15 protein-coding genes and 1 pseudogene are annotated in these 15,200 nt (G+C 35.6%); 11 read left to right on the plus strand and 5 right to left on the minus strand.

Features of this window, described 5'->3' with window-relative positions:
• Nucleotides 1-120: 120 nt before the first annotated feature.
• From K6959_RS08400 to K6959_RS08410, 3 genes are all read left to right on the plus strand, one after another.
• Nucleotides 121-327 carry a DUF6501 family protein gene (locus K6959_RS08400; protein WP_163239659.1) on the plus strand — a complete coding sequence of 69 codons (207 nt, stop codon included), beginning with the start codon at nt 121-123 and terminating at the stop codon, nt 325-327.
• 223 nt (nt 328-550) lie between these two features.
• Nucleotides 551-2,308 (plus strand): pyruvate kinase, encoded by a 1,758-nt coding sequence (locus K6959_RS08405; RefSeq protein ID WP_223088170.1) that lies wholly within the window; start codon nt 551-553, stop codon nt 2,306-2,308.
• A gap of 26 nt (nt 2,309-2,334) precedes the next feature.
• Entirely contained in the window at nt 2,335-2,541 is a 207-nt protein-coding gene (locus K6959_RS08410) for a hypothetical protein (protein ID WP_163239655.1), read from the plus strand.
• 51 nt (nt 2,542-2,592) lie between these two features.
• Here the strand turns inward: K6959_RS08410 and K6959_RS08415 are convergent, their stop codons facing one another.
• A complete protein-coding gene (locus tag K6959_RS08415; RefSeq protein ID WP_163239653.1) occupies nt 2,593-3,171 on the minus strand; it encodes a YhcN/YlaJ family sporulation lipoprotein in 579 nt (192 codons plus the stop codon).
• 200 nt (nt 3,172-3,371) lie between these two features.
• Here K6959_RS08415 and crcB (K6959_RS08420) point away from each other — a divergent pair, with 200 nt between their 5' ends.
• The 3 genes from crcB (K6959_RS08420) (at nt 3,372) to K6959_RS08430 (ending at nt 5,109) form a co-directional block, all read left to right on the plus strand.
• Nucleotides 3,372-3,761: a fluoride efflux transporter CrcB gene (crcB, locus tag K6959_RS08420; protein WP_262421937.1), complete on the plus strand. Its 390-nt coding sequence runs from the start codon at nt 3,372-3,374 to the stop codon at nt 3,759-3,761.
• Nucleotides 3,754-4,116: a fluoride efflux transporter CrcB gene (gene crcB / locus K6959_RS08425; RefSeq protein WP_163239649.1), complete on the plus strand. Its 363-nt coding sequence runs from the start codon at nt 3,754-3,756 to the stop codon at nt 4,114-4,116. Before crcB (K6959_RS08420) ends, crcB (K6959_RS08425) begins: the two co-directional genes overlap by 8 nt.
• A 144-nt stretch (nt 4,117-4,260) precedes the next feature.
• On the plus strand, nt 4,261-5,109 hold the full coding sequence (locus K6959_RS08430) for a lysylphosphatidylglycerol synthase domain-containing protein (protein ID WP_262421938.1): 849 nt from the start codon (nt 4,261-4,263) through the stop codon (nt 5,107-5,109).
• Nucleotides 5,110-5,180: 71 nt separating this feature from the next.
• On the opposite strand, the gene K6959_RS08435 is transcribed toward K6959_RS08430, so the two are convergent.
• The 4 genes from K6959_RS08435 to K6959_RS08450 form a co-directional block, all read right to left on the minus strand.
• On the minus strand, nt 5,181-5,846 hold the full coding sequence (locus K6959_RS08435) for a formate dehydrogenase subunit gamma (protein WP_163239645.1): 666 nt from the start codon (nt 5,844-5,846) through the stop codon (nt 5,181-5,183).
• Nucleotides 5,836-6,849 (minus strand): 4Fe-4S dicluster domain-containing protein, encoded by a 1,014-nt coding sequence (locus tag K6959_RS08440; protein WP_163239643.1) that lies wholly within the window; start codon nt 6,847-6,849, stop codon nt 5,836-5,838. Before K6959_RS08440 ends, K6959_RS08435 begins: the two co-directional genes overlap by 11 nt.
• A 425-nt stretch (nt 6,850-7,274) precedes the next feature.
• Entirely contained in the window at nt 7,275-7,730 is a 456-nt protein-coding gene (locus tag K6959_RS08445; RefSeq protein WP_163239641.1) for an AraC family transcriptional regulator, read from the minus strand.
• Nucleotides 7,731-7,979: 249 nt separating this feature from the next.
• The gene (locus tag K6959_RS08450; protein ID WP_163239639.1) at nt 7,980-8,432 is read right to left on the minus strand and encodes a cupredoxin domain-containing protein; all 453 of its coding nucleotides are present in this window, start codon (nt 8,430-8,432) and stop codon (nt 7,980-7,982) included.
• A 91-nt stretch (nt 8,433-8,523) separates the two neighbouring features.
• On the opposite strand from K6959_RS08450, the gene K6959_RS08455 reads away from it, so the two are divergent.
• From K6959_RS08455 to K6959_RS08475, 5 genes and pseudogenes are all read left to right on the plus strand, one after another.
• A complete protein-coding gene (locus K6959_RS08455; protein ID WP_223088171.1) occupies nt 8,524-10,041 on the plus strand; it encodes a helix-turn-helix domain-containing protein in 1,518 nt (505 codons plus the stop codon).
• Between the two features lie 166 nt (nt 10,042-10,207).
• A pseudogene (gene hutU / locus K6959_RS08460) lies at nt 10,208-11,877 on the plus strand (urocanate hydratase).
• A gap of 14 nt (nt 11,878-11,891) precedes the next feature.
• Nucleotides 11,892-13,169: an imidazolonepropionase gene (gene hutI, locus K6959_RS08465; RefSeq protein WP_163239633.1), complete on the plus strand. Its 1,278-nt coding sequence runs from the start codon at nt 11,892-11,894 to the stop codon at nt 13,167-13,169.
• Nucleotides 13,166-14,155 (plus strand): agmatinase family protein, encoded by a 990-nt coding sequence (locus K6959_RS08470; RefSeq protein WP_163239631.1) that lies wholly within the window; start codon nt 13,166-13,168, stop codon nt 14,153-14,155. The genes hutI and K6959_RS08470 overlap by 4 nt, the downstream gene beginning before the upstream one ends.
• Before the next feature lie 88 nt (nt 14,156-14,243).
• The gene (locus tag K6959_RS08475) at nt 14,244-15,185 is read left to right on the plus strand and encodes a glycine-rich domain-containing protein (RefSeq protein ID WP_223088172.1); all 942 of its coding nucleotides are present in this window, start codon (nt 14,244-14,246) and stop codon (nt 15,183-15,185) included.
• Nucleotides 15,186-15,200 lie beyond the last annotated feature (15 nt).

Raw genomic sequence — 15,200 nt, forward strand, 5'->3', positions numbered from 1 at the left:
AATCTCATTTTGAATGATAGATTAGCCCTAAAGAAAGTCGTGCTTTTTTTCTTTCAGTTGCTTATAATGTACTTTATTCTTTATACTTAATAAGAGTGTTAGTTAAAGGAGTGGTGAAAGATGATTCATGAAAAATGGCACGAATCAGACACGATAAAAAAAGTAAAATGTGTACATACAAACGCAAAAAAATATGTCGTTGATCAAGTATTAACTGTAGGAAAAACGTACGAAATAAAAAATGAAACAGACGAATTTTACTTTATAATTGATAACACTGGTAAGATGGGCGGATATTATAAAGATTATTTTGTCGAACAATCATAAAAAAACTGTCAACTGACAGTTTTTTTAATTGCTCCTTATCCGTTCAAGTTTTTCTTATCCTCACTTTCCCCCATAAATCATTTCTTCATTTATGCATTTCCAAACTGGCTTCTAACATATACTTAATAAAACATCAATATGATCGCAGGTTAGAAGGAATAAAACAGAATGAACTCTCTTCTGACCATAAATGAATGTGATGTCGTGAGTAGAGGTGAGTTCGATGGAATCCAGGGAAAAATTAATGAAGACGATTAATCAGATCATTCATTATGTTCAAGCAAAAATAAATCATTCCGATGTTACTATAGGAAAAAGTCCCCTTAGTTCTGAAAACTTAATGGCATTTTTAGCACTAAGATCACTGAAGCTTTTTGAAGTAGATAAAGCATTGCGAGAGGAAGGACTCATTTCCATTTCGGATATCACTCCGCATGTGCTTTATTCATTGGAAAAAATAAAATTAAATTTAGGAATAGATAACATCAATAGTTTCAAACAACTAGTAAATCCTGAATATGCTCATAAAACGATAGAGAGCAGAACAAAAAAATTGTTTGGCTCAACGCAAATGTCTATTATGGTCACACTTGATAAAGATATGCTCGGAAACAAAGCGTTATTTAAAGAGCTGCTTTTAGCAGGGATGAATATCGCGCGAATAAATTGTGCTCATGATCATCCTGAAATTTGGGAGCAGTTAATAAAGGCAATTCGCCTAGCAGAACATGATTTAAAGTTAAAAGAGCCATGTAAAATTTATATGGATTTAGCAGGACCAAAAGTGAGAGTTGAAAAATTAACAACAGCGAATGAACAAATAAAACTAACAGCAGAACAAGAGAATAGCTGTACGAATACGAAAATAGGAATGTTGGCTTTAGACACGAACGAGTCAATCATAACCGAAAATAGCTTTCGTCTAGCGGTAACAGGAAATAACGATTTTAGTCTTGTGACGATTGGAGATCAATTGACATTCATTGATGCAAAATCAAAAAAAAGAAAATTTACGATTATAGAAATACTTGATTCAACAAAGGTAAAGGTAAAACTAAATAAACAAGCGATCATTCATCATAATATGAGCATTTCGACAGGAGAGCTTGAATGGAAAGTGGACCTGTCAAAAACTGAAGTAGAAGAAATAATAGTCCGTAAAGGGGATATCATTCGAATCTATCGAACGAAAAATGCAAGGGCTGCAAAAAGAAGCATGACGATCACTGAATCAAAAGCATTAATTAATGTAAAAATAAACGATCGAATTTTTATTAATGACGGAAAAATATGTGGAGTAGTATGTAACGTAACGAGTGATTTTATCGATTGGAAAGTGGTTACAATAGAAAAGAAAATGACAAAAATAAAAAAAAGAAAAGGAATTAATTTACCAGATTCTTTTTTACATTTTAATTTGCCTGCACTGACAACAACAGACATATTTCATTTACCGTTTATTTGTAAGCATGCTGATTTAATCGGATTATCATTTGTTCATCATCCAGAAGATATAAGAAAGTTAATTTCACATATCAATTCAGTAACGACAAAAACACCTGGTATTATTGCCAAAATCGAAACAAAGGAAGCGATCTATCATCTTTCTAAAATAATATGTGAGGGCTTACAATATAAAGCATTTGGCGTAATGGTTGCTCGGGGTGATTTAGCTGTTGAAATTGGCTTTGAGTTACTTTCAAGTATTCAAGAAAATATTTTGAGTATTTGTGAAGCGGCACACGTTCCTGTTATATGGGCGACTTGTGTTCTTAATCATTTAACAAAAACAGGTATTCCAAGCCGAACAGAAATGAGTGATATTTCTCTTGGAATGCAAGCGCAATGCATAATGTTAAATAAAGGCCCGTTCATAGTTGATTCGGTTCAAATGTTGAAAAGAATATTTGTCAAAAGAGATGATCGCTCACATTCTCGATATGATCGTTTTGATCGTTTTATTACCCAGTATGTTTTTTAAAATTAAATGATGAGGAGAAAAGAAAGATGACATATACAATAGAAATTATACGAAAAATTGGCGATCATGTGTCAGCAATTACAACTGAAGTCGATAAAGAGATGGCAAGCATGCTTATGTATGCGGATATAATTAAAGTGAAGCAGTATCGAATAAAAGTAGAGACTCGCGAATTGATTATATCGCAACAGAAAATTGTCTTTACTGGCGATGAATATTATGAACCAAAATAAAGATACAAAAAAGGACTTCGAGATAAGAAGCCCTTTTTTGCGTTGCCAAAATTAACGAACATTATTAGGGAAAATGCGGCGCACTGTTTCTGTAAACTCATCAAAAAAGCCAGAAATTGGACGTCCTTGTCGAATATCTTCTGCATATGTCGTTGTTCGGTCGTAAAAATCGGGATTAACAGATACATACACGTTATCAATGTCACGATCAACCGCTTTTACTTGATTAGAAATTTTTCGCTCAATATTGCTTGTTAACCCTTTGCCCGATGAATCATCTAGCTTTGCAGCAACATAAGCGTTGTTTTCCGTTACAATGACGTTAGCTGAATCAACCTCAGGCAATGCAGCAATTCGATCTGCCACGTTATCAGCCACTCTCATTTTTGGAGTATCGTTTCGATCTCCAACATTTCTGCCCATATTTCTTACGTTACGTGTTCGAGTATCATTCGTAATGATGTCATTTCTTCTATAATCACGAGTGCCATCTAATGTATTATTATCAACGCGGGCAGGCTTTGTTAAATCTTTATCCCTTGCAGCATCAGTATTGTCAAAATTACCTGCACAGGCAGATAACAATCCAATCGCTAAAAGAGCGACAAAAAATAAATATTTTAGTCTCATTCAATATTCACTCCTTTTTAAGATGTTTCAAAATTAGCATTCCTGCTCCAGTTTAAAACTATTCAATAAAAAAATTTCCGAGTTTTAACAAAATAGATGATTGCATTATATAAGTTTCACTTGATGAAAATGTATTGTAAAGTAAAATAAGTTATAATTTACACTGGCTTTCGTTCAGGAACACACCTAGATGATGTGTGATGATGATTTATCTTTTTGTAGGTATTGGAGGAGCGATTGGAAGTATAATGAGATATTTTTTGTCCATTGCGTTTCAGCCCATATTTCCAATTGGGACATTTGCCGTAAATATAATTGGTTCGTTTTGTTTAGGCTTGTTTCATGCCTTTTTTATCATGCAAAATCGAATCAATTTATATTTGGCAAAAGGGATTAGTGTTGGGTTAATTGGCTCGTTTACGACTTTTTCTGCATTTAGCAATGAAATGGCGATGTTAATAAATGATGAAAAGTTTGCACTTGCTTTCATTTATATATTCGTCAGTTTATTTGGCGGTCTTTTATTAGCATGGACAGGCTTTCGTTTAGGCCGTTTGTTTGCACGTTATGACGGTGATGGCAATGAATGAAATCATCGCTATCGGAATGGGCGGTTTTTTTGGAGCGATGACAAGGTTTGCGGTTAGTAATTGGTTTAGTAAAAAAAATATTACTATATTTCCACTAGGAACATTAACCGTGAACTTAATTGGTTCGTTTTTATTAGGTTTGGTTATTAGTTTTAGTTTAAAAATGATTCCTTATGCTTTTTTTGCAACTGGATTTCTTGGGGCATTTACTACATTTTCAACGGTCAATTTAGAGTTCATTCAATTATTTGAGAAACGTGAGAAAAAGCTGTCCTATCAATATATTTACGTAACTTATATCGGCGGAATCATCTGTGCTTTTCTCGGGTTATGGCTAGGAAGCATAATACTTTGAACTTATGCTTGTTGTTTAACGATTGTATGTTACAGTAGTAAATAGACGGTTGAAGCTCTAAAAGATGGTGGTTCTTTGAATATTGGGTAAAAAAAAAGCAGTATTAAAAGATTAAAATGGTGTATTCCGATCATTTTAATCATTTTGATTGTCTTTGAACTTGATGAAATATTTAAAGACTTTAATTGGAAAGTGCTTGAACAACATATCGATCGGTTATCTTTTATTAACATAGTAACTGTTTTGTTGATGAGCTTAGTAGCGTTGTTTCCAATGCACTTTTATGATGTCATCCTTGTTCGATTATTTAAAATAAATATTCCGAACAAAAAGCTACTTTTATACTCTTTATCCGCTAATGCTTATTCTAATTTTGTCGGATTTGGCGGTGTGGCAGGTGCTACATTACGTACATATTATTATAAAAAATATTTGCATGATGACATACCATACATACAAATAATTGCAAAACTCTCGTTATTTTTCTTAACTGGCTTGTCTTTATTGTGCTCGGTGATTTTGTTTTTCTTTTCTCACTCCTTGTTATTTTTGGAATTAAAATGGATGAAGATCGCCGTATGGAGTATTGCTCTTTATACGCCATTTTTATTCATTATTTTATTTTTAAAGAAAGACTTTTGGAATATAAGAAAAACGAGAAGGACATTCTTTTTAGAACTAATGATTATCTCATTTTTTGAGTGGTTATTTGTAACTGGATGCGTTTGGGGAATTACACTCATTTTACACGTTCCAATCACATTGGAGCAGCTATTTCCGATAGTCGTTATTTCATCTTGTGCAGGAATTATTAGCCTCATTCCAGGCGGAATTGGGTCGTTCGATCTTTTGTTTTTAACAGGGTTTGAGCTTTATGGGATTGATACTGAACTAAGCTTGCTTGTCATTTTATTATACCGTTTAAGCTATTACGTTTTCCCAGTGTTGTTAGGAACACCTGTTGTGTTCATAAAGTTATTTAAAAAAGGGTAAAACGACACAGCGTTGGTGGTGACCCCGAAAAGTTAGAGTGATAAATCTAACTTTGGGGGGTCGGTACCGTTTTACTTTTTTCCTTGTAGTTTTTTATACCAAAGAGAATGACGGTGTTTTGCATATTCTTCATTTACATAACCAGTAAACATTCCCGGTATTAAGCTGCGATTTTCTTTAAAAATAAATGCTGCAAAATGTCCGATAATTAATAAAATTAAGAGGATAGTTGCAAAATTGTGAATATGTGCTGCTAATGTGACAGCACTATTAGATATATTGAGAAAACTTACATTCTTCGCCATTTTTAACAGCCCGGTCATTACTAATATGAATAGCGTGACAGCAAATGCAAAGTATGCAAGTCGCTGCTCTGCTAAATATTTATCACTAGGCGGTTCTTCTCCTTTTGTCATCATCGCTTTAATAATTTGATATGATGCTTTTATATCACCCGGCTTTGGAACGATATCAAACTGTTTCAGAAACAAATGGACAAACAAGTGATAAAATAAAATGAGTATGAGTACAATTGCACCAATATAGTGCATGATAAGTGTTAAAGAATATTCTCCGAGCCATTCGGCGCCAGGGAGCTTTACAATATTGTATCGCTTATACATGGGCAACTGCCCAAATCCACTTATTATAAGAGAGAAAATGGATATGGCCGTGATCCAATGGACGAGACGATTAGATAGACTTTGGCGGTAAACTTTACCTTGTTTATTTTTCATCTCGTTTACCTCCTGTTAACTTTCGATAAGCAACAAAGCCGGCAGCTGCAATACTTGCAACAGGGGCAAGTACCGCACTTAAAGCCATACCGTTAAGCGAATCAAGTTTATTTTCAACCGCTACGTCCATTGTAGGTCGTCCTGGTTTAATATCATTTAGTCGTTCCTTACTCACTTTTATCGCTTTATCAATTTTTTCAAATGGAACTTTCGATACATAGAAAGTTGCTGTACCCCCGTTTTCTTTATCTCCGTATACGTAACCGTCTATTTCCTTTGCTCGTTTGTAAGCATATTTCCGCATGTCAGCTTTACTGCCAAAGGTAATTGCTTTATTTGGACAAGCAGTTACACAAGCAGGTGGTTTTCCTTCCGCAAGCAGATCAGCACAGAAGTCACATTTATACATGACACCGCCGCCTAAATATTCAGGAGCAATTTTTGTGTAAAGCCCAACTCCTGCTTGTCTTTGAGGAATATCCCATGGACAAACATCACGGCACTTTGCCCCACCCATGCACATTCCGTCATCAATTTTCACCGCACCATTTTTGTCTTTTTCGATTGCCCCGAAAGGACATAAACCTTTGCATGTTGGATGGTCACAATGCATGCAACGACGCGGGACGAAAACTTCTTCTATTTTTCCTTTATGTTCAACTTCGACTCGATCAATAAAAGTCCAATTATATGGAGTTAATCGTCCTGTCTCATCTTGTTGATTTGAATAGTCTTCGTATTTCTTTTGGGGCCAGTATGGTTTTAAATATTGATGATCGACCTTTGGAAATTTCTCCTTATTTTTTTCACGACATGCAAGAACGCAAAGGGGAGTATCCTTTTGTTTGCAGCCATCACATTTTGATAAATCAATCACTGTTCCTTTTTCAGCGCTTGTATCTGTACTAGCTACTATTTTATCCGCACCAGATAAAACAATCGCTCCCACGGTGATCGCCCCGCCGGTTCTTTTAATAAAATCTCGCCTCGTTATATTACTCATAAGTAATCCCTCCAAAATACCCATATTGGTATATTGTAATATATACGATATGAGGTATATTAACTGTGACTAAAATCACATTTAGCGATTGTGAATTTTTTCCCTTCACAATTTTGTTATTATTTAAAATAGATATCAACCGTCTTTTTATCGTATTAAATCAGACGATGGCAAACATGTGACTATAATTACCTTGCTTCGTTTTTATTTGTCGATAGTCGCAGTAACGAAGGTAGGTACAAATAAATATATTAAGGGATTTAAAGGGATTTATGTTAAAAATATTTGTGTTTGAAAATGACTGACATATTTTCGTTAACAGACCCAATGATTGAAAGTAGAACAAGACGTTTTCGGTACTGAAAACGTCTTGTTCTTTGCTTCCTGTTGAAGAAAATTCGCTAACAATAAAACAGCTAATAAAACTATTTTACGGGTACACATATTTCACAATAAGGGTTGTTAATCATATCACCAATGTATCTTTCAAAAATTGGTTTGTGATCAATTTTATAACCATTGCTTTGTAGAGAAGGAAAAATATCCGCGTATGCTTTTTGAATATCTTGTGCTGTATGTTTGACTTCGTAAATAAGATATTTCCCACCAGGAAGGTCGCCTTCGCAAATTGAATCATCCAAACCGTCCATTAGATGATCCTTTGAAATCACAATACAAGCATCAAATCTACAGTTCTTAGGAAGAGTTGTCTCGGGGTTATCTTGTGGTATTGCAAGTAAGATTGCCGATTTAAGAAGATTTTTCTCCTTCGCCCATTTTTTTAACTTCTCCATTACTTCAATATTTGCTGGTCCATATCGCCCAACACGTCTCATATAAGCAATGCGATAGTTTGGAAGTGTTTCGACTTTAAATTTCATAAGTTATTTTTTCCTTTCTTCATTAACATTGTTTGCTGCGTTTCGAATGTAACACGCTTTAAAATGATATACATTCATTTTTTTAAAAAGATTGAAAGTTTAACAGAGAATAGATTTAAATGAGTGAGACTTCAAAAAGGCTTATTAGTAGAGGGGAGGCGAAGAGAACAGTGCTTTAACAACAGTTTGAGACTAGCTCAAGGTTTTGCTAGTCTCATTTGCCCATAAAAATAGAAGAGAGGATGTATTCTAATCAACAACGATATTCGCAACCATCGGTACATGATTATTTTCATCATGATGAGTGAGGCATACTAACTTAAAGACTCCTTCTTTATCAAATTGAACTGGTACGATCGTCTCTTCCCCTTTTTTTACAGTTCCTTCTATCTTTGTTCCTTCAATCATAAATGCATGCTCATGACCATTTACTCCAAAAAGCCGAAGCTTTACTTTTTCTCCTTTATTGACAAAAATTGTTCCCGGATCCCAACGGTATGCTTCAATGATTTTACCATCATCTGTTTTACTTTTATATTCTACTGTGATGAGATGGATTTCTCTCATTTCGGCACTGTTTTGATCATTAAATACAGGAGCATTTTCATTTTTGCTGAAGAACCAAATAGATGCACTGATGATTGCCATAAAGAGGAGTAAAAATAAAATAATTGACCGCTTGTTTAATACTAGAAACTGCATTTCATTTCACCCCCTTTTAACTTGTCCATTAAGTATATGCATCAATATAGTGAAAACTTGTCTAAAATCTCTTTACATATTAATTGGAAAAATGAATAATGAAGGTGAAAGAAAGGATGTGGCGCTGTTGAATAAAGTATTAATAGCTAATCAAGATGAGTTTGAGAGTAAAGGTATTCAATGGTTGCTTGAATCTTCATTTACAACATTAGAAGTTGAAAGAGCATTAACGCTCACCGAAACGATTCATAAGCTTGAAAGTTTAAAGCCAGATATCCTCATTTTAGAAATCGATCTCATTGGCAGAGAACAATTCAAAGCTTTTAAAAGAACATTGCAAATTACAAAACCGCTCATTTTAGGGATTACGATTGAAGCGACATTTGAAGCAGCTAAAAAAGCAATTAATCTCGAAGTTAAAGATTTATTTGTGAAACCTCTTTCTCCAGAAATATTATTAAGAACAGTACGAAAGTCCATTCGAGAAATGTCCAGTATTATTCAAGCTGAATCATTTATCTCCTCGAAAACCGTTAAAAGGACAGTTAGTGATGACGATTTATTTATTCCTTCCCAAGTAAGGGGAGACGATTATACGATCATTGGTTTACAAACAGAAAATCATCATGACCTTAAGAGATTGTTTTCGTTTCTAAAAGGATATCAATTCATAGATGAAACAGACATAACTCCAACAGATGAAATGATTATTTGCATCGTCAACCGCACTGCCCAAAACGTTGCTACTAAGTTTAAAAAATTATTAAGAGACTGGCATGAAAAAGGGAATGGACCTGTTGCAATTGTCATCCATAGCGGAACAAACGATCAGTTAAGCCTCCATGAAAAATATATTGAGACAAAAAAGATGATGAAAGTTACTTTTTTTGTAGGCTATAATCAAGTACTTGAATTTAATCAATTGTTTGATTGGAAATTTATTGATCCGTTTCTCACTCCTAAAGAACAACAATTTTGGATAGAACACTTACAAGGAGAAAATCGAAAACAGATTAGGGAGTGGCTGTATCATGAATTTTTGCAGCTAGAGAAGCCCTATCCAGAACCAAATTTGCTGCGCATTCGTTTAACAAGTATATTAGCGCAAATTCGCAGGTTTATGAAAACTTCTCAAATTAATCAAAAAGAATACGAAGACGAATATTTAAATTTATTTCATGGGATTTTATATCATCCACTTTTATACCGAATTGTCCAGCAGTTAATTTTATTTATCGCCAATATTCTTGATGAAAAACAAAAGCTTGAGAAGACGAGATCAATAGACGTCATTTCTAAAAGTATTGAATATATTAAGGCAAATTATTGGAACACTCACTTATCGCTTCGTGATATTGCACTATTTGTTGAAAGAAATCCATCTTATTTAAGTAGTCAAATTGCAAAAAAAAAAAAAACAGGAAAAACATATAAAGAGATCGTAAATGACATTCGAATACGCACTGCAAAAAAACTCCTCCGCGAAACGAATATGTCTGTAAAAGAGATCTCAGCTTTATGCGGTTTCAACACACAGCAGCATTTTAATAAAGTGTTTCGCAGTATTAATAAGCAATCTCCAAACCAATTTCGAAAGACAAATACATAAAATATAGATAAAATATAAAATAAAGATAAATTTAAATATCGAAAACCGTTCTTTTTAACTTGTAATAATAAAAAAAATTTAAAAATCTAATAAAATTACGCTCATTTTTTTCACCAAACTCATTTACACTTATTTTAAGATCTTATGAATATAGGAGGGTTTGGTAATGAAAGCGAATACAAATAGGGTGATTAAAAATTATCTCGGGACGGAGCTTCATGCAAAGGGATGGATTCAAGAAGCAGCCTTACGAATGTTAATGAACAATTTAGATCAAGAGGTAGCGGAAAGACCTGCAGACCTTGTCGTGTATGGCGGTATCGGAAAAGCAGCTAGAAACTGGGAATGTTACGATGCGATTGTTAAAACACTTCATGAACTCGAATCGGACGAAACGTTACTTATTCAATCTGGGAAACCAGTAGCTGTTTTTAAAACTCATCATGATGCGCCCCGAGTCTTAATTGCTAATTCAAATTTAGTGCCGGCATGGGCAAATTGGGATACATTTCATGAGCTCGATAAAAAAGGATTGATGATGTATGGACAAATGACCGCGGGCAGCTGGATATATATTGGCAGTCAAGGGATCGTTCAAGGAACATATGAAACATTCGCAGAATTAGCAAGACAACACTTTAACGGATCGTTAACACAGACGATCACATTAACTGCTGGTCTAGGAGGAATGGGCGGTGCACAGCCTCTTGCTGTTACGATGAACGATGGGGTTTGTATTGCCGTTGAAGTTGACCGCGAGCGGATTCAGCGCAGAATTGATACACGTTATTTAGATACGATAGCAGAAACAATAGAAGAGGCGATCCGGCTGGCACAAAATGCAAAACAAAGAGGAAAACCTTTATCGATCGGTTTAGTAGGCAATGCTGCTGAAGTTTTACCAAAAATGATTGAGATTGGCTTTATTCCAGATGTACTGACAGATCAAACGTCTGCCCATGACCCTTTAAATGGCTACATTCCAATTGGATATAGTCTCGAAGAAGCAGCTTCATTACGAGTGGCAGACGAAGAACGATATATAAAAGAATCAAAGAAAAGCATGGCGGTGCATGTTCAAGCAATGTTAGCAATGCAGAAACGCGGAGCAATTACATTTGATTATGGAAATAACATCCGGCAAGTGGCGAAGGATGAGGGCATTGAAAACGCATTTCAATTTCCAGGCTTTGTTCCTGCTTATATTCGTCCCCTCTTCTGTGAAGGGAAAGGGCCATTCCGTTGGGTGGCATTATCTGGTGATAAAGAGGATATTTATAAATTAGATGAAGTGATTTTACGTGAGTTCAAAGACGATCATCATTTATGTAAATGGATTCGCCTGGCACAAGAAAAAATTCAATTTCAAGGATTGCCATCGCGAATTTGTTGGCTCGGATACGGAGATCGGGCAAGACTCGGGAAAATCATGAATGATATGGTAAGAAGTGGTGAATTAAAGGCACCAATTGTTATCGGGCGTGATCACCTTGATTCAGGTTCAGTTGCTTCACCAAACAGAGAAACTGAAGGAATGAAGGAATGAAGGATGGCAGTGATGCGGTGGCGGATTGGCCGATTTTAAATGCATTAATTAATGCTGTCGGTGGTGCAAGCTGGGTATCAGTTCATCACGGCGGCGGAGTAGGAATGGGTTATTCACTGCATGCGGGCATGGTGATCGTTGCCGACGGTACGAAAGAAGCTGAACAAAGATTGGAGCGTGTATTAACGACAGATCCAGGAATGGGTGTTGTTCGACATGTTGATGCTGGTTATGATTTAGCGGTTAAAACAGCAAAAGAAAATGGCATTCATATACCGATGATCGACTAATAGGAGGGTAAAACGTGCAGAAAAAACCGATATTTGTACAAAATGCAAATCAAATCATCACATTAAAAGGAAGTTCAGAAAAACCGTTAACAAAAGAGCAGATGAATGAGCTTCATATCATTGAAAACAGTTCTTTATGGCTTGAAGATGGAAAAATTCAAATGGTCGGACCACACGATAAATTGGTTGAGCAATATAAAGACCGACTTCATGAGGCGGAAATCATCGATAGTTATGGAAAAATCATTCTACCTGGACTTGTTGATCCTCATACACATTTAGTGTATGCAGGCAGTCGTGAAGGTGAATTTAATATGCGGTTAAATGGCGCGACTTATATGGAAATTATGAACAATGGCGGCGGTATTCATGCAACAACATCAAAAACTCGTGAAGCATGTGAAGACGAATTGTTTGCACAAAGTTTCAGACGATTAAATGCGTTTTTACTTCACGGTGTTACAACTGTTGAAGCAAAGAGCGGCTACGGACTAAATTGGGAAACAGAATATAAACAATTAAAAGTTGCTAAGCGGTTAAATGAAGCGCATGTCATTGATATCGTAAGTACGTTTATGGGTGCACATGCTGTACCAGCAGATTTTAAACATCTCGAAGACAAGTTTGTTGACTTTGTCATTGAAGAAATGCTGCCAAAGGTAGCGGAAGAGAATTTGGCCGAATTTAATGATGTATTTTGTGAAAGGGGTGTATTTACTCCAGAACAGTCGCGGAGAATTTTGTTAGCTGGGAAAAAGTATGGGCTTATTCCGAAGTTGCATGCAGACGAAATCGAACCATATGAGGGAGCGGAACTTGCTGCCGAAGTGGGGGCAATTTCTGCAGATCATTTATTAAAAGCATCTGAAAAAGGGATGAAGGCAATGGCTGATAAAGGAGTCATTGGCGTCCTTCTCCCTGGAACAGCGTTTTTCTTAATGGCAGAATCGGCAAATGGTCGTAAAATGATTGATCTTGGGGTGCCCGTAGCATTATCAACAGATTGTAATCCAGGGTCATCACCAACCTGTTCTTTACCTTTTATAATGAATCTCGCTTGTTTAAAAATGGGCTTGACACCTGCTGAAGCAATTGTAGCTGCAACAATCAATGCTGCTCATGCAATTAACCGGGGTCAAGAGATTGGCAGTATTGAGATTGGCAAAAAGGCTGACATTGTGATAATGGATGTTCCAAATTATATGCAGCTTGCGTATCATTATGGAATGAATCATACAGATACGGTTATTAAAAATGGTAAAGTTGTAGTTTTAGGAGGTCAAATACAATGAAACTACCAATTTCACCGCCAACATTTTATTGGCCAAAACAAGCACCGGCAGATGATGTGAAAGTTCATGAATGGATTAAACAGCCTGCTAGTTTAAATGAAACTGTCATTTATAAAAACTGGGATGCCATTTTATTTGGCGTCCCGTTATCACGTTCATCGATTAGTGTTTCTGGTGCATCCGAATTTCCAGAGGCATTTCGGCGCTCATGGAACGGATTTTCCACTTATAATCTTGATGATGAAACAGAATTAAAAGATTTAAAGATTGCTGATATAGGCGACGTGTCAATGCATTTTACAAATATTTTAAAATGTCATCGCAATATAAAAGAAACGATGCTAGGAGTTCGCCAACTTTTCCCCAAAGCTTATCCAATTGCAATCGGTGGAGATCATTCAATTACAGCAATGTTAGTTGCTGGATTAAAAGAGGCCGAACCAACAAAAGAAATCGGTATTTTACAGTTTGATACCCATTTTGATCTACGCAGTTTAGCTGATCATGGTCCAACTAACGGCACACCAATTCGCAATTTGATTGAAAGTGGAATAATAAAAGGGGAAAATGTTTATAACATCGGACTTCACGGCTTTTATAACAGTCAATCATTAATTTCATATGCTAAAGAGCATCGTGTTCAATATGTTACCATGAAGCAAGTGCGAAAGAGCGGTATTAAAGAGACTGTAAAGAAGGCACTTCATTATTTACAGAACAAGGTCGACACAATTTATGTAACTGTTGATATGGATGTATTAGATATCGGTTTTGCACCTGGTGTTCCCGCATCAACTCCAGGTGGGATGAGAACGGATGAGCTGTTTGAAGCAGTTTATTTAGCAGGTGCTGCTTCAAAAGTGAAAGCATTGGATATTGTTTGTTTAGATCCTACACGTGATGAAGCGGCTAAACCGACAGTAAAGGCAGGCACGTATACGTTTCTATCATTTTTAACTGGAGTTCAGCATAAACGGTCAGGCTAGGAAAAAAAGCTACATTTCTTCTGTTAAACATGACAAAATTAGTATAATATAATAGTAGTTGTCTTGAATGGAGGAGAATGGCTAGGCTATGGGAACTTTTATTTTTATTGCGTTATTTTTGATTGCTGTTACTTTATTCGCTGTAAAGAAACGTAAGAAATTGCCTCAAAAACCCAAATTACATCGCATTGATATCCCAGAACATTTAGGTATTCGTGACAAGTCATTAGTAAGTATCGTTGAAAGACTTGAATCGTCTTTATCAGACGAATATATAAAAAAAGTTCAAACTCGTGTTCTGGACCATCATCCAGACTGGACTGAAGCTGATTTTGATTGGCGGTTGTTTGAACTAAAACGATATTTTATTATGAATAGTATTTTACAAACTGTGCCAATGTTTAGTCATGAAGTGGATAAAATTTGGCATGAAATGCTTTTATTTACAAAAGAATACGAAAATTTTTCAAACGCTTTTCTTGGAAGTTACTTACACCATACACCTAATTTAAATGTTCAGCCGATTCCCGATGAAAGAGCATTTTTCGATTGGGTCTATGTACAATTATTTGAAACGACAAAAAACAGTCACCTATTGTGGGGGAGGTTTTTTCGCGAGCCGCTAAATCAAACGCTGTTAACTGAATTCAAAAATCGTACAGAAGCTGAAATACTCGATAAATATTTTAGTCGCAATGAAGATGGGAATACAATTGGTATTTATATAATTAGAAAATTGAAGCAACAAATTGAAGATAGTAAAAAAATAAGAAAGACGGGAAATAAAAAACCATTTAATCGTACTGCATCGGACGGTGATTTCGTCGAGTTAATAATACCAATGGTTTTTTTATCGCTATATTATTCCGATACATATGAAAATGAAATGAACGAGCTCATCCCAATTGATTTGTCTCAAGAAAGCAGTTCTAATTCTGGAAGCGGTTTTTTTGGAGATTCAAGCGATGCGAGCGGCTCAAGCGATTCAAGTTGTTCAAGCTGCTCGAGCTGTGGAGGAGGCTGCAGTTAAGCCTTATAAATCTTA

The sequence above is a fragment of the Bacillus aquiflavi genome (assembly GCF_019915265.1).
GTDB lineage: Bacteria > Bacillota > Bacilli > Bacillales > Cytobacillaceae > Bacillus_BT > Bacillus_BT aquiflavi.